Source organism: Aestuariibaculum sp. M13, from assembly GCF_024723255.1.
Lineage (GTDB): Bacteria > Bacteroidota > Bacteroidia > Flavobacteriales > Flavobacteriaceae > Aestuariibaculum > Aestuariibaculum lutulentum.
The window spans coordinates 854,336-875,519 of sequence record NZ_JANIAC010000001.1 but is presented as its reverse complement, the minus strand read 5'-3'; the positions used below and the strand labels follow the sequence as shown (position 1 = coordinate 875,519).

The window sequence follows — 21,184 nt, the reverse complement described above, 5'->3', positions numbered from 1 at the left end:
AATTAGTTTAGTGTTATAGGTTTATTTGTTTAGTTCTAAGCTCGCCATAATAAAAGGGCCTGTTCCTTTCGGGTCGTTGGCACGGATTTTTTCGCCGATGTAATATTCAAACGAACCATCGCGGTAAGGGTTTCCTCCTAATCCAGCAACTGCGCAACATTGGTTTAAATTAACTACACCGTTTTCCTCAACAGTAACTAGATTTTCTAAAAGTCCGTTATAAGCTTTGTTCGCAATCTCTAAATATTTTTCCGGTAAGTAGCCTTTACGTGCACCCTTCGCGAATGTATAGGTAAACATCGCTGTTCCTGTTGCTTCTAAATAGTTACCTTCTCTGTCTCCTTGGTCAAGCACTTGCCACCATAAGCCAGATTCATCCTGAACTTTAGTTACAGCTTCAGCATATTGATTTAAGTATTTGATGATTTTTTCGCGTCCTTGATGATTTTCAGGTAAAAGATCTAACACATCAACCATGGCCATACCGTACCATCCCATACCACGAGACCAGAAATGTTGTGAGTTCCCTGTTTCTTTGTTTGCCCATTGTTGTTCTTTGCTTTCGTCCCAACCGTGGTATAAAAGACCACTTTTTTCATCACGACTATGTTTTTGAATTAGATCGAATTGAAGTACCACATGGTTATAGATTTCTTCTTTTTTTGCTTCATCCTGAATGTAATCGTTAGCGTATTTTGTATGGAAAGGCTCCGCCATATAAAGTCCGTCCAACCACATTTGGTAAGGATAGATTTTTTTATGCCAGTAACCACCATCAGAAGTTGTTGGTTGCGATTCTAACTGGCTATCTAAAGTTTCCATAGCTTTTAAGAAACGCTCTTCTTTTGTAATTGGGTATAAGAACAGTAAAACATCACCAGACTTAATCATGTCCAGATTTTGTTTTTCAAGACTGTAGGTGTCGATGGTTCCAGTACTATCGATTAAAGTATCGGCATAATCGTAAATGTAATCGTAGTATTCTTGTTTTTGTGTAGCTTCATATACACGTGCACAAGCACTTAAAACCAAACCAGGAGTATACGTCCATCGAGCACGAGTGGCGAAGTCTAATTTGGTAGCTTCCGGAAAACGGTGAATTTCAGAAAGCATCATACGTTCAGACCATTTTAGATTCTCAGGAACTATTTTTTCAACAGTTGCTGTAGCTTCTTCTTGAGAGGTTTCTTTTTTTGCATCTTTACAAGAGGTGGCTGATAAGCCTAATGCTAATGTAAAAAGCGCAATGTATTTTGTTGTTTTCATGATAATTATTTTATCGAATTTGTGGTGTTTAATGCCGCTAATTTGCTGTCTAAATCTTTTACGAAATCTTCTTCGGTTTTAATACCGTTTAGTTCTTGTTCCCAGGCAGCTAAAAAGTAATAGGTAACTGTTTCGGTTGTTGGCTTGAAGATAACCAAGTGTTCGTAATCTCCTTTTTTCTGTTCGGCAACTTCATTTAATTTGTAGAATAAAGCCATACCTAATTTATCGGCTGGTTCGGCCAAAGTTTGAACGCCATAAGTTGCAATGTATGCCCAAGTTTCACCTTCTTTTTTATGGAAATTTACATTATGGTCTACAATTCCTGTACATAGGCCTTCGATAGCTTTTGATGGTGTTAATTCGGCTTTTGTGTATCGGTCTTCAGGGTAGATGGTTAACTTCGATTTTAAATCTATGTTGTCTTCTCCTGATTCCCAACCTGTGTACATAATATCAATAGTTGAGTTAGTATCTGAATTTGTAATTTTAGCCTTGGTATCCTGTACTTTTTGGAAATGTACCATAGTGTCGGCCACAACGCGACCATAACCACCAATACCCATAGATTTTCCTGCTTTTAAAATATCTTGTCCCCAAGGCGCATCATGATGATAAGAATCAAATCCATCCTGACCAACATAAGGTAATACTAAAGAATCGGTTTTTTTCCCATAAATGTCAATAGCATTTCGCCAGTCTAAATATAAACGGTAGCCTACCTGAGCGTTTTCCCAACCCGGTCCTTCGTAACGAATATACCACGTGTGGTCGGTGTGCTGTTCAGGAAGTTGCAGTTCATCTACATTTTTAAAAGAAGTACCTCCTTTATATTCTTCATGCCCGTTTGGTCCATCAACCCATGTTCCGCCTTGTGCAATTGAAATTTCAGCATATGTTTTAGGTATTGATTTTACTTCAGTTACGACCTCTTTTTCATTTTTTTGTTGAGATTTGTTTTCTTTACAAGAGATAAGGCTTAATAAGACAATTGGTAAAATTGCTATTTTTTTCATGATTGAATGTTGTTTGAATGATTTAATATTGTTCACCATTTATAGTTGTGTTTTCGAAGATAACAGGTTCTGAGAATTCAACCGAAAGTGGCGTTTTTGCATTTTTAATATGAACATTTTTAAGTGACACATTTTTGATAGCCATTTCTTCTTCACGTCCTTTGATTAAAATACCGTATTTACCACTGTTTTCAACTGTGATGTTTTCTAAATGAATGTTATTTACTTTTGGCATAAATTCACCTTCCTGATTAGCATAAATTGCGTAGTGAAGGTTAATTCTTAATAAAGCTTCTTTTACCTGACCCACCTGAATGTCTTTTACGAATAGGTTTTCAACAAAGCCGCCGCGTAGTGTATTGGTTTTTATACGTACGGCACGATCTAAATTCGGGCTATCCATTTTACAATTTCTGGCATAAACATTTCTAACACCAGCTGAAATTTCGCTACCTAAAACCACACCACCGTGACCATCTTTCATGTAGCAATTTTCTATGACAATATTTTCACTAGGAATGTTTACGCGTCTACCATCGTTATTTCTTCCGGCCTTAATGGCAATACAATCATCACCCGTATCGAAAGTACAATTGGTGATATGAACATTTTTAGAATATTCTGGGTCGCAACCATCGTTATTTGGTCCGTGGCTGCTAACCGTAACACCATCAATGCGAACATAATCACATTTTAACGGGTGAATAACCCAAAATGGAGCATTAGTAATGGTTACACCTTCAAGCAATACATTTTCACATTCAAAAGGTTCAAAAAACGTAGGACGTAAGTGGTGACCTTTACCAAATACACGTTCTGAAACAGGTGTTTGTTTGTCGTTCATTTCACGTAAAGAAGGTAAATTGATAGAATCATGTTGTTTAGGAGCACCTTCAACCCAACCATAAGAATCTTTACCACACCAGGGCCACCAATTGGTATTACTGGCTTGCCCGTTAAGTACACCTTTACCGGTAACAGCAATGTTATTTTGTTTATAAGCACGAATAAGAGGGGAGTAGTTCATAAGTTCTACACCTTCGTAGGATGTATGAACAACCGGTAGGTAATCGTCATGGTTAGTTGAAAACAGTACGTTAGCACCTTCTTCTAAATGTAAATTTACATTGCTTTTTAAAACAATTGGTCCGGTTAAAAAATCGCCGGCCGGAATAATTACTTTGCCACCACCTAATTGACTACAGCTGTCAATTGCTGTTTTAATAGCATCAGAGTTTAATGTTGTACCGTCAGGAACAGCTCCAAAATCTAGGATATTAAAGGTTCGATCCGGAAATTTTAAAACTTTAATGCTTTCAACAATTTTATCTGCAGCTGCAAAAGCATCGGGTTGTGTTTTTTCTTCTTGTTTAGGTTTTTCTTTACACGAGTTAAACGTTAAAGCAACTAATGAAAAAGATATTAAAGCATAACGCTTTAAATGGTTACGTGTAATTTTCATATGATTTTTAATTTAGTTGTAATCGATTGTTAAAAATACTAAAGAAGTCTTGGTTGACATAATTAATATTGAATTATCAAATGTTAAAATTGATAAAATTTTGTTTTTAAATAGCTTATAGTTTAGGCTTCCAATCGTCATTCCCTCTTAAAACATTATCTAAACTGAATACTTCAGCTTCTTTTTTAGAAAGTTGTTTAGCCCATGTTACTCGTTTTGATGATGCTCCTGGTCCGGTAGAACCGTATTCGGCATAAAACGTGGTTTGTTCTGCTTGAGGTTTTCCCCAGTTGTGCCAGCCTTCAGGTTTAATATGTTTATCCATATAACAATCAATCCAAACGGTTTTGGCATAGTCGCGCCAGGGTCTTCCTAAATAAAAGGTGTTTTCTTGAGCGCTTCCTGTTATTTTACAATTTTTGAATACGAATCCATAAGCAGTGTCTTCATTGGTTGAAGCAGCTGTTACGTAACCGGAATTTTTACAGAAAATTTCGCAATTGTCGAAATAAGCTGTAGACCAGCCAAAAATAAAATCAACTGTACCTTCGATATAGCAGTTTTTATAATACTGACGACTATCGTTTCCATGGCAATATAGGGTGTCCTGATTTCCTAAAAAGCGACAATTGTTAAATATGACTTTGTCGCCATCAACTCTTACGGCTACAGCTTGACCAAGAGAACCGGCACTATTTTCGAAAGTTAGGTTTTCAGCTTTAAAATTATCACCAAAAATGAAAAAGGACGTTGACCCAGTAGTACCCATTTCTTCTCCAAAGCTGTTGTGTTTTTGGGCAAAGTCGTCGTAGGTTAAAATGGTTTTGAACTTATCTTCACCTACAAAAGTGATATTTGTTTTTGAAGCTGGAAGCACCAATTTTTCTTTATAAATTCCGTTTTTTATAAAAATTCGGGTTTCATTTTTTCTAAAGTCGGGCACTGCGTTAATTGCAGCCTGTACAGCAGAGAAATCACCATTGTTATTAGCGTCTACGACAAAATGAAAGTATTTACCATTAATTAGATTTTTTTTTGCAAACCCATTAACTAATGAATTTGCATAAACTTCAATATTGGTAAAACTTTTATCGAGTGTAAAAAGGTTACTGTCGTTTAGATTTGGATTTAGTTTGTTTTCCTTTTCCCAATCGTCAGGCATACCATCTTCATCGGTATCTGTTTTTGGAGTTCCTAATTTTAATTTTGGCCATCCACCAACATTGTTTTGCGAATCTATGATACCATTCTTATAATTCGCACTGCCTTCACGGGTATTATGTACAATTCTGGCATCTACAGCATCTCTTGAAAGACTGTTTCCTGCTTTTTTAAGAACTTCTTCATAAGCTTCTTTAGCACTTTGAGTGGAAGTATTATCAGCAATATCGATTTCAGAATCTTGTTTTGTTTCTAATGGATGATCACACTGAACACCACCATTCCAGTTATTGTTGGAAACGGCATCAAATCCTTCCACATAATTTCCATCAACATAGAATTTTCCGTAAGGTTCAGAAGGGTTTATTATTCTATCTTGTTTCGATTTAGGTGTGGCAGGCCCAGATTTAAAGTAGTTGTTAACCACGTTGTACGTGCCTTTTTCGCCACCGTAAATATTGTTTTCTCCCCAGTTGTAAATCACATTGTTTCTAAAGTCAACAAATTCATTTTTTGAATTTTCAGTTGTCGAAGAACCACTAAATCTTGGGTTTCTACTATTGTTCGAGGCTATTAAGTTATGATGAAAGGAAGCATTTACGCCACCCCAGATTCCGCCATATCCGTGAGCTCCTTTATGATGCACAGAATTATTTAAAGCTTCAGAAATGATACAGTATTGTAATGTGAAATTTGAATTGTTATAGAAAGAAGCATTTTCATCGGTTGCCCAACTTACAGAGCAGTGATCTATGATAACGTTGTTTGCATCTCGACAGCCTAAGGCATCGCCTTCAACTTTTTGGACATCGCCCATTCTGAATCTTAAATACCGAATAATAACATTGTCTGCTTTTACTGTAAATGGATAGCCTTTTAAGGTAATGCCATCACCGGGAGCGGTTTGTCCTAAAATGCTTAAGTCACCTCTGTTAACATCTAAATCAGACTTTAATTCAATAGTTCCAGACACCGCAAAGACAATAATTCGAGGTCCTTTTTTGAGAATTCCTTTTCTTAAACTACCTTCTCCGTCATCATTTAAATTTGTTACAGTATAAATTAATCCGCCTCGACCTCCTGAGGCATATTTGCCAAAACCTTCAGCGGAAGGAAAGGCCAATTCTTGGGCATGAGTAAGAAAGGTTGTAAAAAGAAAAATTAAAATAAAGAATTGGTTTTTATTGGACATGTTTATTTGTTTTGATTTTCGGTAATTGAAGCAACAAGACTGTTTATGTATACTTCTATGTTTTCATAACCGGTACTTAATTCGTGACCATTAGGATTGTTGTCTGTTATTTTTAGTTTCATAGTTTCTTTCCAAGCGTCTGGCATACCGTCGCCCGAAGTATCTGTAGGAGGTGTTTCCGATACTAGTTCAGACCATCCGCCAACATCGCTTTGTGTGTCAATAATGCCATTTGTGCTCCCGTTTGAACCTTCAAATGAGTAAATTTTATTTTTTACATCGTTTACAATCCGGGTATCAATGATATCACGTTTAAATGAAGCGCCCCCGTAATTTAAAACACGTTCATAAGCCGTCTGTGCTGAATGCGTTGTTACATTATTGTTGATATTATGTGGTTCTTGCATTTTCATAGCAATTTTGTCTTCATCAGAAACGGTACCATAACTGCTGTGAAATTGATTGTATACCCCGTATGTCCAATTGTCGTTTGTTGTTTGTGAACTTCCTTCTACATAGTTGCCGTCAATAAAAAATTTCCCCCATATATTGTAAACTTCGGTACCTTCAACTTTGTTTTTGTCAATAGACATGATACGCGTTGTTTTTGTTGTTGCAGGTCCGGGTTTATAATAGCAATTAACAATGTTGACATTCATAGCTTCACCGCCGTAAGCGCTATTACCTTGCCAGTTGTAAATCACATTGTTTCTTAAATCAACAAGATCTGTTAATGCGAATGCTGAGCCGGCATATTCACCTAAACGCGGGTTTCGACTATCGTGATGAGCCAATAAGTTATGATGGAAAGATGCGTTTTTTCCACCCCAGATACCACCATAGCCGTGCGACCCTTTATCGTGAACAGAGTTTCTTAAGCTTTCTGTTATAAAACACCATTGTAGGGTTGTGTTTTCGTTGTTATATATAGAAACGGTTTCATCTGTAGACCAGCTAAAGGAACAATGATCTATGATTATATTTTTATGAAATCGGCTGCCAATGGCATCGCCTTCTTGTTTAGCTTCGTCACCCATTCTAAAACGCAGGTATCGAATAATAACATTATCTGCATTGATGGTTACAGGGTAATTTTTTAAGCAAATCCCATCTCCTGGAGCTGTTTGTCCTGCGATGGTTACGTCTCCATTGTTTATTTTTAATTCAGAGAGTAGCCTTATGGTTCCTGAAACCTTAAACAAAATATAACGTGCCCCTTGTGTATTAACAGCTTCTCTTAAACTTCCTGAACCGTAATCGTTAAGTGTAGTTACAAATAAAACTTTACCTCCGCGACCACCAGTAGTGTTTTGGCCAAAACCTTCAGCTCCAGGAAAGGCAAATGCTTCCTCGTTGATAGGTGTTGGCTTGACTGTATTGGATTCTTCCTCATCTGTAACAGAATCGATAATTTCAACGTATTCTACAGGTTCTTCTTGTGATGAATTGCACGATAATAGGTAGGGAAGCGTAAATAAAATTATTTTAAAGTATAATTTCATTGTAAAGTGTTTAAATGATATTAAAAAGTGGATATCTAAAAGCATATTGCCGATAAGATACCCACTTTAAAATTGGTTAGAAATTAAACCTATAATTTAGCACGCCATCTTGGGTCACCTGCTGTGTATTGCCCTATAAAGGCAGGAGTTAAGAAATTGAAATTATTATTTTCAGGATCTACCCATAAAATATCTTGAGAAGCACCTGCATTACCGACAGTTATTTCTCCAATTTCAGTTCCAGAACTAAAAACGAAATCAGTAGTGGTATAAGTGTTAAGTACAGTAAAATTAGTACCACCTAATCCTCCACTATCGGTACCTTTAACAGCAAGATCATCACCTTCTTTTGTGCCTGTAGGATCCCAATTATGCCCTATAATTGTATTTGTAATACTAATTCCCTGAGCAACATCATTATTGCCATCTCCACCTCTGTATCTGAAAAGGGTATTAATATTAGCCATGGTGCATCCATCAATAACTATAGACTGCGACGAATTTCTAGATTGAATTCCCATTTGGATTTTATTGAAAGTACTATTAATAAACTTAATGTTATTAACAGTAGCTGTTTGAGGGTCCCCAGGGTTTGTATCACAGGTTAGAAGCCCATAACCACCAATGCTGTCTACAACAGTGTTTCTTATCTCATATGTTTCTATAAGGGCGTTTGTACCTCTTAATCTTACAATACCTCTTAACGTTCCGATTTTACAGTTATCGAAAAGTAATTCTGTGACGTTGGTATTTCCACTTGAAGGGTTAAAAACATAATCTCCACCGTAATCTTCTCCTCTAATTTCTATATCTATGAATCGAATATGATTAATGTTAGAGCCAGAGGCAATATTCCAGTTACCTGTAGTATATAATTTTGCTTGCTGTTCACCAAAACCATAAGCAGCTCTAATTGTTATAGATTTATCAAGTGCAGTAGAAGGTAAATCGTAAGTAACTCCCCTTTTAACAAGAATGGTTCCTCCATCTGCAGCCGATGCTACAGCATCTTTTACAGCTGAAGCACTTTCATTATCTCTAACATCAATTAAATTAGGAATACTTGTATAATCAGGTTCTGCGATTAAAGTGGAATAGTTTACCCAACCTCTTAATTCAGTTCCGCTATAAATAGCAATTTGATATTTAGTGTCCGGATCTAGACCACTAATAAATCCTTCTCCAGCCAAAAATTCTTCTGATGTAACCGAAGCTTCCGCTAAAGGTGTTGTAAGCCTTAAATCGTCTGAAGAGAATGCTTTTATTCCTGTAATGGCATCTCCTAAAGGTTCCCAAGTAACCCTTGCAGCAACGTCGGTAACATCGTAAGAAGCCGGTACTTTAAGAATTGAAGGGAAACGTTCTGTACGAACGCCACCAAAATCAGATATTTTACTATCATATTGAGGATCTGCTTCATGAGCTGTTGCTCTTACCTGATAAATAGTATTCCAAAATAATTCTTCTCCAACATTATTTGCATTGATTTCAACATAATTTGTGTCGGAAGGAATTGTGTACTCTATGGTCTGAAAAGTGTCGCGACTAACTTCTATAGTATAGCCAACAGCTCCTTTAAGCTTAGCCATGTTTACCACAATTGAATTGCCTTCAGCGAAAAGTGGCTGGTTTAGAACAGGGCGAAACAGACGGGTTTTGTCATAACTTCCCTCATCATCTTTATCACAAGCGTTAAACATGGTAACGATTAAGGATAAAAATAAGAGTGTTCTTATATTAAATATATTACTTTTATTTTTCATGTTTCTTAGTCTAGTTTAGTTAGTGAATTGGTAGCCATCATTAGCCAAAGTTCCTTGGCTATTATCTATAGCAGTTACAGGAATTGGAAAGATGTATCTTACGACTCCTGGTTTTGGTCCGTTAATATAATTCTCGAAATCATTTAAAATAAATTCAGAATAGGTGGTAGTGTCGTTGTGTAAGGCTATTAAGAATGGTTGTCTTATCCAAGTGTTATCTGGTGCCACTGCAATTTTATTATCCGGATTAAGTACAAGGAAGTTTCCATCATCATCGGTTTTCCAAAACATATAGTCTGGTCCTGTACCAACACCAGCAAAAGCTTCGTCTGCCAGTTTTTTAAGACCGTCAACTGTTTCCTGAATTTTCTCTGAATAATTACCCCAACGTATTAACTCATATTTTCTAATCATTTCACCACCAAATTCCCAGGCGCGCTCATCTACGATGGCATCAAAAAAGGTTTGCTTAGAGGTTGATACTTGTGACATGTAAGTATCAACTTTAGTGCTCCAGTCTGCCGCATCGAATGCACGTTGACGAACTCTTTTGAATGCATTTTGCGCTTCCATAGTCGGACCATTTAATTCGTTTTCAGCTTCAGCAAACATTAATAGTACATCGGCATAACGCATCATTGGCCAGTTAATTCCTGTTCCTTTTGCAGATTCGCGTCCAGGAGGCTCTGGTAATAAACGTCTGTTCCATTTTCCTTGAGAGATATTACCAACACCAACATGATCTAAGGTATCTTGCATGGTTACTTTAAATAAACCACAAGTAACTTCGCGGCGTAAATCTTTACTATCGAAAGACATATAATAGGTTGCAGGCATGGCCATATAGTTTCCTCCAGATCCATAATCGTGTTTTGCATCTGTTCCACCGATAACGTTAATACCAATGTTCCAGCCTACATCACCACCGCCTTTAGCAAAAGGAACTTCAAATAAAATATCTTGATTTACAGGTGATAAGAAAATATTTTGATTGTAAAATATCTGTCTGAAATCTGATGATAATTCACGATCTTTTAAGTTTATCAATTTTTGAGAGTAGGTTTTAGCAATTTGGTAGTAGTCTAAGTAATCACTGTCTCTAACCATACTTAAATCTGGTTTTAAATAATACCCACCACGTTGCAGAGCTAATCTCGCAATCATACCAATGGTATATTCACGGTTTACTTGTTCAATACCATATGGTAAAGCATCTGCCCATTGCATGTTTTCCTCCACAGCCATTAAAGCTTCAATTTCATTAGATAGAATAGTGTTTCTATTTGTTTTAGGAAAAAAGAAATCGGCGCCGGCAACAGGAGCCTCGGTTACGTAAGGTACGTCTCCAAAATAGAAAGTTAACATACTATACCAGTAAGCTCTTAATGTATAAGCTTCTCCTAACAACTGATTAAAAGTTGTTTTAATATTGGCGTCATCAGAATCTAAATTGCCACTATTCGTAATTCCTTCGATAGCAATATTTGCGTCTCTAATGGCACGATAGGCATATGTCCAAACAATATTTAAGTCGTTGTTTGATGAAAGTGCATCAGCATTCCAAATTTCACGACGACCATTATCGTATTCTCCGTTATGGTAACCAATTTCAATATCTGTAATTCCAGTCATGTTATTAGATAATCTGGATCTAAATGCATCTTGGTTGAAATAGGAATAAACGGCGTTAACTCCATTTCTGGCATCGTCGACATTAGAATATATATAATCAAGGTCGAATGTTGAAATAGAATCGGGTTCTAAAAAGTCTTTACTACAAGACGATATCATTAAAGCTGGTATAAAAGCTAATAAATATTTAAGTTTCATATCAATCAATTTTTTTAATTAGAATGTTAAGTTAACTCCAAAGGTGTACGAGCGGGCTCTTGGGAAAGAAGATCGGTCTAAACCAGGAGTAAATGGATTACTACTAGAGTTAACTTCTGGGTCATATCCTGAGTATTTTGTCCAAATGGCTAAGTTTCTTCCCGTAGCAAATACTCTGAATTTAGATAAACCTACTTTAGAAATTAGTTTTTCTGGTAGACTATACCCTAAAGTTAAGTTATTTAATCTTAAAAAAGAACCGTCTTCAATAGCCCAATCATGAATTACAGCAGCAGCTATACCATGGCTGGCGTGAGACCAAATGTTCTTACCTTCGTTAAGTGTTCGTAAGTCTTCCAGATTAGTTACTATACCACCTGGTGTTCCTGTAATAGACCCGTCGATATCTAGATAGGTGAATCTATTTTCAAGGCTCATTGTTTGCAATAGGTTACCATTGGTTACCCTTCTTAATTGATTGAATTGTATTTTTCCTGTATTGTAAACATCATTTCCTACCTGGTAGTTAAAGAATGTTGATAAATCGAAGTTTTTCCAACGTAGGTTTACTCCAAAACCACCTTGGAAATCAGGTAGCGCATTACCGATTATTCTTCGGTCTAAGTCATTAATAACACCATCATCATTTAAATCTTTAAGTTTTAAACTACCAGGTCTTAAAGCGCCACCAACTGTTCCTGAGGCATCGGCAATGTCATCTTTTAATGCATACGTGTTGCTAACTTCGTTATAGCTATCAAAATCATCTACAGAATAAAAACCATCGGTAACAAAACCATACATATTACCAATTTTACCTCCAAGTTCTAAAATGTAATCATTTCGGTTTCTTAAATCGGTACTTGCCCAGTTTGATTGAGCAAATCTAGATTGTGTTCCATCAAGTTTTTCAATTGTAAGAACGTTATGTCCAATATTGAAGTTGGCAGATAGCGTAAAGTCTTTATTGTCTACAATGTAACCGGTTAATCCTAGTTCCACTCCCTTATTTGCTGTACTACCAATATTTGCATATTGCTCGTTAAATCCAGTATTGGTAGGGATGGCTTGAGTATATAGTAAATCGCGGGTTTCATTTTTATAATAATCTAAACTACCGTTTAGACGTTTATTAAAAAATGTGAAATCTAAACCGTAGTTACTTGTAACAGTAGTTTCCCATTTTAAGTCAGGATTATAAAGCGATGAACTTTCAGGTTCGTAATAAATGTTATCTACGTTTCCGAAACCAGGTCCTCTATTTGTTGTTGCACTAAATAAAAACTGGTTTAGGCCTGTGCCAATACGATCGTTACCTGTTTCTCCATAAGAAATTCTTAATTTTAATTGATCAATCCATTTTGAATCTTTTAAGAAGTTTTCTTCTTCCAGTTTCCATGCAAAAGCTAATGCAGGGAAGATTCCTAAGTTGTTATCTTTACTAAATTTACTAGATTGATCTGCTCTGGCTGTAAGAGTGAAAATAAATTTTTCCTGAAGATTAAAATCGAAACGTCCAAATAATGATTTTCTATTACTTTCAGTAAATTCTGAGGTTGAAAATCTATCAGCATCACCAAATTGCATATTTGCAAATAACTCTTCAGGAGTTATTGATAAACGGAAGTTTTCGGCTCTTAAGAAATCACTGTGGCCTCCACTTGAAGATACTTCATGACCAACCAAAACATCAAGTCTTGAATCTCCCCAGTCCTTTTTATAATTTAAGGTATTAATCCATCTGTAACTGTGATCATTTCTATTAGAGCGTTGACCTAAAGGTAAGCTACCTCCATTGTTGAATGATTCACTTGTTAATGGGCCATAGAATCTTAAATCTTCCTGGAAACCTTTATTTCGGGAGAAAGAAGATTTAGCTGTTATATTGTCTGTGATTTTCCAGGTTAATGCCGCGTTAAAAACATAATCGTAATCTGTTCTTTTTCTCCAGTCTTGTTCAACTAAATCGTTAGGGTTAATTAAACCTAAAAGGAATTGTTGAAAATCATCATCTTCATTTACCTGATTTAAATCGATATCTAATTCATCGGCAATACCATTTACAGGTCGTGTTTGTACAGCATCTTTTATACTTAATTGTCCACTAGAAGTACCAGCTCCATCTCTAATAGAGTTTGTAATTCTTGCTTGAGCATCGAATGATAAGCGATCTGATATTTTTTGATTTAATTTAAAATTAACAGCTGTTCTTTCATAAGCAGAACCAGTTAATAATCCTTCATCAGCATTATGTGAGATACTTAAGTTCATTTTAGTCATTTCTGTACCACCACCAACTGATAAGTTGTGATATTGAGATAATCTCGAGCCTCCAAACAGCTCATCCTGCCAATCGGTAGGTTTACGCTCTTTATAAAGTTCTAAATCCTCATATTTACCAAAATATTTTTCAAAACCCTCAATAGCGGTTTGGCCTCTTAAAGCCTGATATTCGTAATTTGCTAAAACAAATTCATAAGGACTCAAAACGTCATATTTTCTATCTTGAGGTAATTCGTTAAACTGGAAGAAGTTGTTGTATGAAATAGAGGTTTTTCCAGCAACAGGGTTTTTAGTTGTAACGACAATTACACCGTTAGAAGCTTGAGCTCCATATACAGCAGTAGCAGCGGCATCTTTTAAAACATCGATGCTGGCAATGTCGTTTACTGGAATATTATCAATACTACCCACAATAAATCCATCTACCACATAAAGGGGACTATTATCTTGAGATAAAGAAGTACCACCCCTCACACGAATTCTAATTTCGGCACCAGGTTCACCATCGGCAGAAGTAACATTAACACCTGGAAGTCGTCCGGTTAATGCCTCGGCAGCATTAGAAATAGGGATTGTAGACAGTTCTTTACTGCTTATACTTGCAGTAGAACCAGTCATATCGGTTTTTTTTACTTTACCGTAACCGTAGTCAACTATTACAATTTCATCAAGCTGGCTTACGTCAACTTGCAGTGTAACATTTATTGTAGATTGATTATTAACGGCTAATTCCTGCGATTTATAGCCAACATAAGAAAAAAGTAGTACGGCATTTGAAGGAACATTGTTTAAGGAATAATTACCATCGAAGTCCGTAGAGGTTCCATTGGATGTGCCTTTAACAATTACAGTAACCCCTGGCAGAGGACCTCCTAAGTCTCCTCCGTCTGTAATAGTTCCGCTAATAGTTATATTTTGCGCATGTAATACTCCTGAAAATATAACGAAAACACCCACCAAAAGAGTTTGAAATACCTTTTCGAACGGTGGTGTTTTTTGTCTCACTTTGAGTAAGAAAAATTGATGTTTAAAAAAGGAATAGTTTGTCATAAATAGTTTGTTTAATTGTTAATTATTTGTGTTTAGTGTAATAATCGGGAAGAAAGAGAGTATAGTTTATGTCATTTTTAGTTGGTTTTAATTGATAGTGGTGGTAATCGATTGTTCTTTTTTGGTTAGAAAAAGGTCTTTAGTGCTTTAAAATACGGGGCTCACGTGATTTGAGTTTTGATTTGTGGCAATAAAAAATGTAATCGATTGTCCCAAATATAAATATTATTTTTTTTTCAACAAATAATTATTGACTATTTAACTAAGTATAGGTCAAATTATTGAAAATTAAATTATGTAGTGGTGCTTTTGTTTATTTTGTATTTATAGGGATTCTTAATAATTATGATTTAAACCAAGATTTTTATATGAAATGGTGAAGTTTATCTATTTTGGAGAATTTTAGATCAATAAATCAATGGTTTTTAATTGAATTTGCTTGGATTCATATGTTTTTTGTGAAAATAAATTTTTAGTAAAATTATATTTTTAGTAATTTTTTAAACCTTTTTTGACAACTCTAGTCTTAAATCTTGATTTTTTTAATGAAAATGAGATTAATCATTAATAATGATTTGCAATTTTGAATATATTTGGTAATCGATTGTATTATTAAAATAATGATGAATAACAAAACACATCTAATAATAAGGGGTATTTTGACTATTACTCTATTTCTTTGTTGTAATAAAAGTAATAGCCAGGAAACTACAGATTGGGTTGTATCATCTTTAGTAAATAAAGATTTTGTTTTAGAAACTATTAATGCTAGTCCCAAAGTTGTAAGGGCTCCGTTTGGTGAGGTACTTAAATTTAATGGAGTAGATGAGGCTTTGTTTTTGGAAGAAATGCCATTAACTAATTTAAAATCATTTACCGTAGAAATGATTTTTAAACCTGAAATAGATGGAGATTTCGAGCAGCGTGTGTTACATATGGGGGAAGTTTCTAGTGATAGAATGTTACTGGAAATAAGAGTTTTAAACGGTGATTGGTATTTTGATGGATTTGTGAAATCTGGCGAAAATAAAAAGGCATTGGTTGATGAAACTATGTTACATAAACTTGGAAATTGGTATCATGTTGCTTTTATTGTTGAAAAGGATGGGTTAACTACATATGTTAATGGCAAGCAGGAATTGTATGAGTCGTTTAAGTTTAAACCCATACAAACAGGGAAGACGTCTATAGGTGTTCGTTTAAATAAAAAATCATTTTTTAAAGGAGATATTTATAGAATTAGGGTAACCCCAAAGCCTCTCAAGCCTAAAGATTTTTTGTCTTTTAAATAGAAGCCAATTAAACCACTAAACTAAACCACATGTACCGTTTTTTACCAATACTGTTCTTTTTAGGAATTTCACTATTTGCAAATGCCCAGTCTTATAAGGGAGGTTTGTACCAGGACCTTGAGTTTAATGCGGATTACATTATCTATAAGGGAAAGAAATTACAATTAGGCCCTCATGCTTTTTTTATTGATGGACAGCTTACCGATGAGGAGATTGCGAAATATCCTTTTGTTTTTAATTCGGTCATTGAAGCTGCAAAACATGTTACGAACGGTTCAGAAGCCAATCCCATGGTGTTGTATTTAGCTCCTTGGGTGTATTGGGTAGATAATCCTGATAATCCTGAAGTTAGAGTGCCTAAACTAGGGAATTCAGTACCTTTTGGTTTAGAAATTTCATGCGAATGGTTACGGTTTCAAGGTTTAACAGATAATCCGGAGAATGTTGTTATTGCTAGTAATCGTGGGCAAACCATGGGAGCAAAAGGTAATTTTACGATGTTAAACATAAAAGGCGATGGCACTTCTGCTGAAAATATAACTTTTGGGAATTACTGTAATATAGATCTGGTTTATCCTTTATATCCCAAGTTGAATAGAAAAAAGAGAGGTTCGGCAATTGTGCAGGGACAACTTATTTTTTCGAACGGAGATAAAGTTGTTGCCAAGAATACTCGATTTGTAAGTCGTTTAAATCTAGCTCCATTTTGGGGAAGTCATCGTACATTATTTGATAATTGTCACTTTGAAATGACAGACGATGCGTTAAATGGTAGCGCCGTATATTTAAATTGTACGTTCGATTTTTATTCCTCTAAGCCATTTTACAGAACAGATGGAACGGGATCGGTTTTTCTAAATTGCGATATAAGAGCCTTTACCCGTCATGCACAGTATTTTTGTAAAAGTGGTGGGCCGGTAACTTTGGTAGATACGCGCTTTACAGCAAGAGAATTAAATTACATCGGGTGGCGAGATATTCCCGCTAAGGAAGCGAGGTATTATCAGTATAATGTAAGTTTAAATAATCATCCTGTATTTGTTGGGGAGAATGATGCATTTGCTACGGTTGATATGACTTATAAGGACGTTTTGAATGCTTACAGATTTCAGTATAAAAATCAAATGGTTTACAATACTTTTAATTTGCTTCGAGGGCATGACGATTGGGATCCAATGGGCGTAAAACCATTTTTAGAGGTTGTTGAAAGGGAGACAGGAAAGGACTTTTCTAATGTGCCAACTTTATTAGAAATAACCCCGAGCCAAAAAACATTAGAAACCGAAAAGGATAGTTTGTTATTAATTTCAAAGTTATACCTATTTGGAAATATTCAGGTTAAATCAAATCAGATTAAATGGTCGGTTACAGACGACTATAAATCCTATGTGACATTGGTTGTAAATGAGGATCAAAGCTGTTTGGTTATTCCTAAAAATTATGAAAATGAAACCAAAGAAATCATTGTTAAGGCGGAAACAGCTTCTGGTTTGGAATCGGCAAGTGTATTGTATATTGCACCTTCGTTTATAAGTCCACCTGAATTTATTGTCCAGCCAAACATAAAGAAAAACAAAGGGGCATTGACATTAGATTATAAGCTGGACATGGATTTTGAAGATCAGTCCTTGATTTCGTGGTACCGTTGTATAGATGAAAAAGGCAATCTGCCCATCGAAATTTCAGTCTCTCGTGAAAATAAACCTTTAAAAACATTTAAACTTTCAGAAGGTGATATTGGTTATTATATTATGGCAACTATACAACCAAAGCATTTGCGATGTCATCCCGGAGAAGCAAGAAATGTTATTTTTAAAAAGAAGATAAAGCCTAACGATATATCGGAAAATCAGAAGGTATTGATGCCTGATTTTGAAACTATGTCAACTAAATATCAACCGGAAATATTACCTGGTTTTTGGAGTTTAGATTCATACGCGCCAGCTGATACTTATGAGCATAATTGGCAAGCCGACAATAGTAAAGACCCTTGGTATTATGGAGAAGGTATTAACGGAGCGGCAGGAGTAAAAGGGTTTGTACAAAATACAAAAGGTGCTCGTATGCGTTATCTGCCAGTTGGTGAATCTTTTGGCGATATGAAGATTAGTTTTATTGCATTTCCGTCAAAAACTTCGGGACAAGGTTTTAGCAGTGCGCGCGCTCAGTATATGGATATTGGTATCAAAATGGATGTAAAAAAAATGAATGGTTATGCATTACGTTTAATTAGAACTACAAAATACAGTGATGCTACAGATTTTATTTTAATGAAATATGAAAATGGCGTTGCGCATGCGATTTGCAAACCGGTTTCAACATCTTGCTACAGACCAAATTGTAAAATTACTATCGAAATTAAAGGTAATCAATTAACAGCTCATGCCGAAAATGCCCAGTATTTTGTTAAACATATTGATGATGCAGTAGTTAATAAAGTTAATTTACAAGCCGAAATTGAACCGAATGAATATGGAGGAGTAAGCATCCAGCACACGGGGAGTGTTGGTAGTGGTGCGACTTTAATTAAGGACTTAAAAATAGAATGGAGGAACTAACCATTTAAAAAGAGAAATAAATTCAACTAAATAATAAAAAAAGAATGAAAATTTTAAAGCAAATAACCCTTGCATTAATATTTGTACTAACCTTTGAAGCTTTGGCGTTTAGTCAAGTTCATGACCCGTCGTGGCGCCGTATTATCTATCAAAGTGAGGATAATTGGTTTGCTACAGAAGAAGCGAAAACCATTGCAGAAAATGTGTTGCTGTATCAAAGAGCCATTGGTGGCTGGCCTAAGAATACGCAAATGCAAAACCCTTTAAGTTCAAGGGAAAAAGCACAGCTTAAAAGTCTTAAAAACAGCAATATCGAGGCAACTACCGATAATGGAGCTACTACACAAGAGTTGTATTTCTTATCTAAAATGTATCAGGCAACGGCTAATGAGAATTATAAACAAGCGTTTTTAAAAGGTGTCGACTATCTTTTAGAAGCGCAATATGATAATGGGGGATGGCCACAGTTTTATCCGTTAAAAAAAGGATATTATACGCACATAACCTACAACGATAATTCTATGGTAAACATCTTAAAAGTGTTACAGGATTTAAAAGATAATACTGGGAAATATGCCATTCAACTACCAAAGGAAAAGTTTGAAGAGGTTGAGAAAGCTTTCAATATGGGAATAGAATGTATCTTAAAAACGCAGTATAAGCAAAATGGTGTTTTAACAGTTTGGTGTGCTCAGCATGATGAAAAGACCCTTCAACCTGCAAAAGCAAGAAGTTATGAGTTGCCATCTTTAAGTGGTGCTGAATCGGCAAATATTGTACTGTTGTTAATGTCTTTAAAAAATCCTTCACCAGAAGTAATTAATGCCATTGATAGTGCTGTAGCATGGTTCGAAAAAACAAAAATAGAAGGTGTAAAAATAAAGCGCGAAATAGATAAAGAAACAGGTAAACGAAATACTGTTGTTGTTCCGGATGAAAATGGTTATCCGTTATGGGCGCGTTTTAGTGAATTGGATGATAATACGCCGTTTTTTAGCGATCGCGATGGTATTAAAAAAGCGCATTTAGCTGATATTGGAGAAGAACGCAGAAATGGATATGCCTGGTATAGTACCGACCCTAATCTGGTTTTAAAACGTTATCCGGAATGGAAGGCAAAATATAATACACCTAAAAAGAAGCAAGAGCCTAAAGATCCTTATAACATGGTGGTTGCAAAAGACGGTACGGGCGATTTTACCACAATTCAGGAAGCTATGTATGCGGCAAAATCTTTTCCTTATGAGCGTGTAGTTATCAATGTTAAAAATGGTGTGTATAACGAGAAAGTATATATTTATTCATGGAACACCCATGTGTCTTTAATTGGGGAAAGCAAAGAGGGAACCATAATTACCTTTGATGATTATTTTAAGAAGATTGATTTAGGAAGGAATAGTACGTTTCACACGTCAACGTTACTTGTAGAGGGCGACGATTTTATTGCAAAAAACCTTACTGTTAAAAATACAGCTGGAGCAGTTGGGCAGGCCATTGCACTTTCTGTAAACGCGAATCGCTGTTATTTCGAAAATTGTGCTTTCATAGGAAATCAGGATACGGTTTATACGGCAGGAGAAGGTTTTAAGCAGTATTTTAAAAACTGTTATATTGAAGGCACAACCGATTTTATTTTTGGTGAAGCTACAGTACTTTTTGAAAATTGCCAGATTCATAATAAATCGAATTCCTATATCACGGCAGCTTCAACACCACAAAGTCAGGAATACGGTTATGTGTTTAAAAATTGTAATCTAACAGCTGATAAAAATGTGACAGACGTTTATTTAGGTAGACCCTGGCGCTTTTATGCTAAAACTGTATACATAGAATGCCAAATGGGAAAACATATTAAGCCCGAAGGATGGCATAATTGGAAAAAGGCTGAAGCCGAAAAATTTTCATTTTATGCCGAGTATAATTGTTTTGGCGAAGGTTATAAACCGGAGAGTCGTGTGCCTTGGTCACATCAGTTAAAAAAATCGCAGGCAAAAAAATATACTAAAGAAAACATCCTAAAATCAACAACTAAATGGTATCAAAACTTATAAAAGAATTAAAAATGAATATGAAACGTATATTGAGTTTAAATCTAATTATTCTATTGTTAATAACGTCGAGTTGTATGGCGCAAACCACAATTTATATGATTGGCGATTCAACTATGGCAAATAAAAAGAATTCTGAAACCAATCCCGAGCATGGTTGGGGACAAGTCTTACCAAATTATGTAGCAGATGGTGTTCTTGTAGATAACAGAGCCGTTAATGGTAGAAGTAGTCGTAGTTTTATAGGTGAGGGTCGTTGGGATTCTGTGTTGGAGACATTAAAGGCAGGTGACTTTGTATTTATTCAGTTTGGACATAACGATCAAAAGTTTAAATCGCCAGACCGATATACTAATCCGCATACAACATACCGCTATAATTTAATTAAGTTCGTTGAAGAAACACGATCAAAAGGTGCAACGCCAATCTTGTTTTCTTCTATTGTAAGACGTAATTTTAATGAGCATGGAACATTGATTGATACGCATGGAGAATATCCTTTGGAGACGCGTTTGGTGGCTTTAGAATTTGATGTGCCATTTATAGATTTACAATATTTCACAGAACATTTAGAGGAGACTTATGGTGTTGAAGGCTCTAAAAAGTTACATCTTCATTTTGAGCCGGGAGAAAATCCATTTTATAAAGATGGTAAAAATGATGATACGCATTTATCTAATTTGGGAGCAAACGAGGTCGCTAAACTGGCTGTTGCAGAATTAAAAAAGAAAGCACCGAGTATGGTGAAATATCTAAAATAA

At 35.5% G+C, this 21,184-nt stretch carries 12 protein-coding genes; 4 read left to right on the top strand and 8 right to left on the bottom strand.

Translation table 11 applies throughout. The features are described 5' to 3' along the window. Positions 1–21: 21 nt before the first annotated feature. The 8 genes from NO995_RS03775 to NO995_RS03740 form a co-directional block, all read right to left on the bottom strand. Positions 22–1,266 (bottom strand): glycoside hydrolase family 105 protein, encoded by a 1,245-nt coding sequence (locus tag NO995_RS03775; protein WP_258226330.1) that lies wholly within the window; start codon positions 1,264–1,266, stop codon positions 22–24. Between the two features lie 5 nt (positions 1,267–1,271). Beyond that, positions 1,272–2,282 carry a DUF4861 domain-containing protein gene (locus NO995_RS03770; protein WP_258226329.1) on the bottom strand — a complete coding sequence of 337 codons (1,011 nt, stop codon included), beginning with the start codon at positions 2,280–2,282 and terminating at the stop codon, positions 1,272–1,274. Between the two features lie 22 nt (positions 2,283–2,304). Then, positions 2,305–3,744 (bottom strand): glycoside hydrolase family 28 protein, encoded by a 1,440-nt coding sequence (locus NO995_RS03765; protein ID WP_258226328.1) that lies wholly within the window; start codon positions 3,742–3,744, stop codon positions 2,305–2,307. A gap of 115 nt (positions 3,745–3,859) precedes the next feature. After that, the gene (locus tag NO995_RS03760) at positions 3,860–6,097 is read right to left on the bottom strand and encodes a pectinesterase family protein (protein ID WP_258226327.1); all 2,238 of its coding nucleotides are present in this window, start codon (positions 6,095–6,097) and stop codon (positions 3,860–3,862) included. 2 nt (positions 6,098–6,099) lie between these two features. After that, a complete protein-coding gene (locus tag NO995_RS03755; RefSeq protein WP_258226326.1) occupies positions 6,100–7,599 on the bottom strand; it encodes a polysaccharide lyase family 1 protein in 1,500 nt (499 codons plus the stop codon). A gap of 89 nt (positions 7,600–7,688) precedes the next feature. Beyond that, the gene (locus NO995_RS03750; RefSeq protein WP_258226325.1) at positions 7,689–9,362 is read right to left on the bottom strand and encodes a DUF4957 domain-containing protein; all 1,674 of its coding nucleotides are present in this window, start codon (positions 9,360–9,362) and stop codon (positions 7,689–7,691) included. Between the two features lie 15 nt (positions 9,363–9,377). Beyond that, entirely contained in the window at positions 9,378–11,192 is a 1,815-nt protein-coding gene (locus tag NO995_RS03745; RefSeq protein ID WP_258226324.1) for a RagB/SusD family nutrient uptake outer membrane protein, read from the bottom strand. 18 nt (positions 11,193–11,210) lie between these two features. Continuing rightward, on the bottom strand, positions 11,211–14,525 hold the full coding sequence (locus NO995_RS03740; RefSeq protein ID WP_258226323.1) for a TonB-dependent receptor: 3,315 nt from the start codon (positions 14,523–14,525) through the stop codon (positions 11,211–11,213). Between the two features lie 659 nt (positions 14,526–15,184). On the opposite strand from NO995_RS03740, the gene NO995_RS03735 reads away from it, so the two are divergent. Genes NO995_RS03735 through NO995_RS03720 form a run of 4 tightly spaced genes read left to right on the top strand, consistent with a single transcriptional unit; the run spans position 15,185 to position 21,184 of the window. Next, on the top strand, positions 15,185–15,817 hold the full coding sequence (locus tag NO995_RS03735) for a LamG domain-containing protein (protein WP_258226322.1): 633 nt from the start codon (positions 15,185–15,187) through the stop codon (positions 15,815–15,817). 29 nt (positions 15,818–15,846) lie between these two features. After that, the gene (locus tag NO995_RS03730) at positions 15,847–18,375 is read left to right on the top strand and encodes a hypothetical protein (RefSeq protein ID WP_258226321.1); all 2,529 of its coding nucleotides are present in this window, start codon (positions 15,847–15,849) and stop codon (positions 18,373–18,375) included. 44 nt (positions 18,376–18,419) lie between these two features. Then, positions 18,420–20,426 carry a pectate lyase gene (pelA, locus tag NO995_RS03725; protein WP_258226320.1) on the top strand — a complete coding sequence of 669 codons (2,007 nt, stop codon included), beginning with the start codon at positions 18,420–18,422 and terminating at the stop codon, positions 20,424–20,426. Then, complete coding sequence (locus NO995_RS03720) at positions 20,408–21,184, top strand: rhamnogalacturonan acetylesterase (protein ID WP_258226319.1); 777 nt, start codon at positions 20,408–20,410, stop codon at positions 21,182–21,184. Before pelA ends, NO995_RS03720 begins: the two co-directional genes overlap by 19 nt.

Excerpts from the sequence above, each read along its gene's own strand:
- pelA (WP_258226320.1), top strand. The coding sequence starts at position 18,420 with ATGAAAATTTTAAAGCAAATAACCCTTGCATTAATATTTGTACTAACC.
- NO995_RS03760 (WP_258226327.1), bottom strand. The coding sequence starts at position 6,097 with ATGTCCAATAAAAACCAATTCTTTATTTTAATTTTTCTTTTTACAACC.
- NO995_RS03740 (WP_258226323.1), bottom strand. The coding sequence starts at position 14,525 with ATGACAAACTATTCCTTTTTTAAACATCAATTTTTCTTACTCAAAGTG.
- NO995_RS03775 (WP_258226330.1), bottom strand. The coding sequence starts at position 1,266 with ATGAAAACAACAAAATACATTGCGCTTTTTACATTAGCATTAGGCTTA.
- NO995_RS03750 (WP_258226325.1), bottom strand. The coding sequence starts at position 9,362 with ATGAAAAATAAAAGTAATATATTTAATATAAGAACACTCTTATTTTTA.
- NO995_RS03765 (WP_258226328.1), bottom strand. The coding sequence starts at position 3,744 with ATGAAAATTACACGTAACCATTTAAAGCGTTATGCTTTAATATCTTTT.
- NO995_RS03770 (WP_258226329.1), bottom strand. The coding sequence starts at position 2,282 with ATGAAAAAAATAGCAATTTTACCAATTGTCTTATTAAGCCTTATCTCT.
- NO995_RS03730 (WP_258226321.1), top strand. The coding sequence starts at position 15,847 with ATGTACCGTTTTTTACCAATACTGTTCTTTTTAGGAATTTCACTATTT.
- NO995_RS03755 (WP_258226326.1), bottom strand. The coding sequence starts at position 7,599 with ATGAAATTATACTTTAAAATAATTTTATTTACGCTTCCCTACCTATTA.
- NO995_RS03745 (WP_258226324.1), bottom strand. The coding sequence starts at position 11,192 with ATGAAACTTAAATATTTATTAGCTTTTATACCAGCTTTAATGATATCG.
- NO995_RS03720 (WP_258226319.1), top strand. The coding sequence starts at position 20,408 with ATGGTATCAAAACTTATAAAAGAATTAAAAATGAATATGAAACGTATA.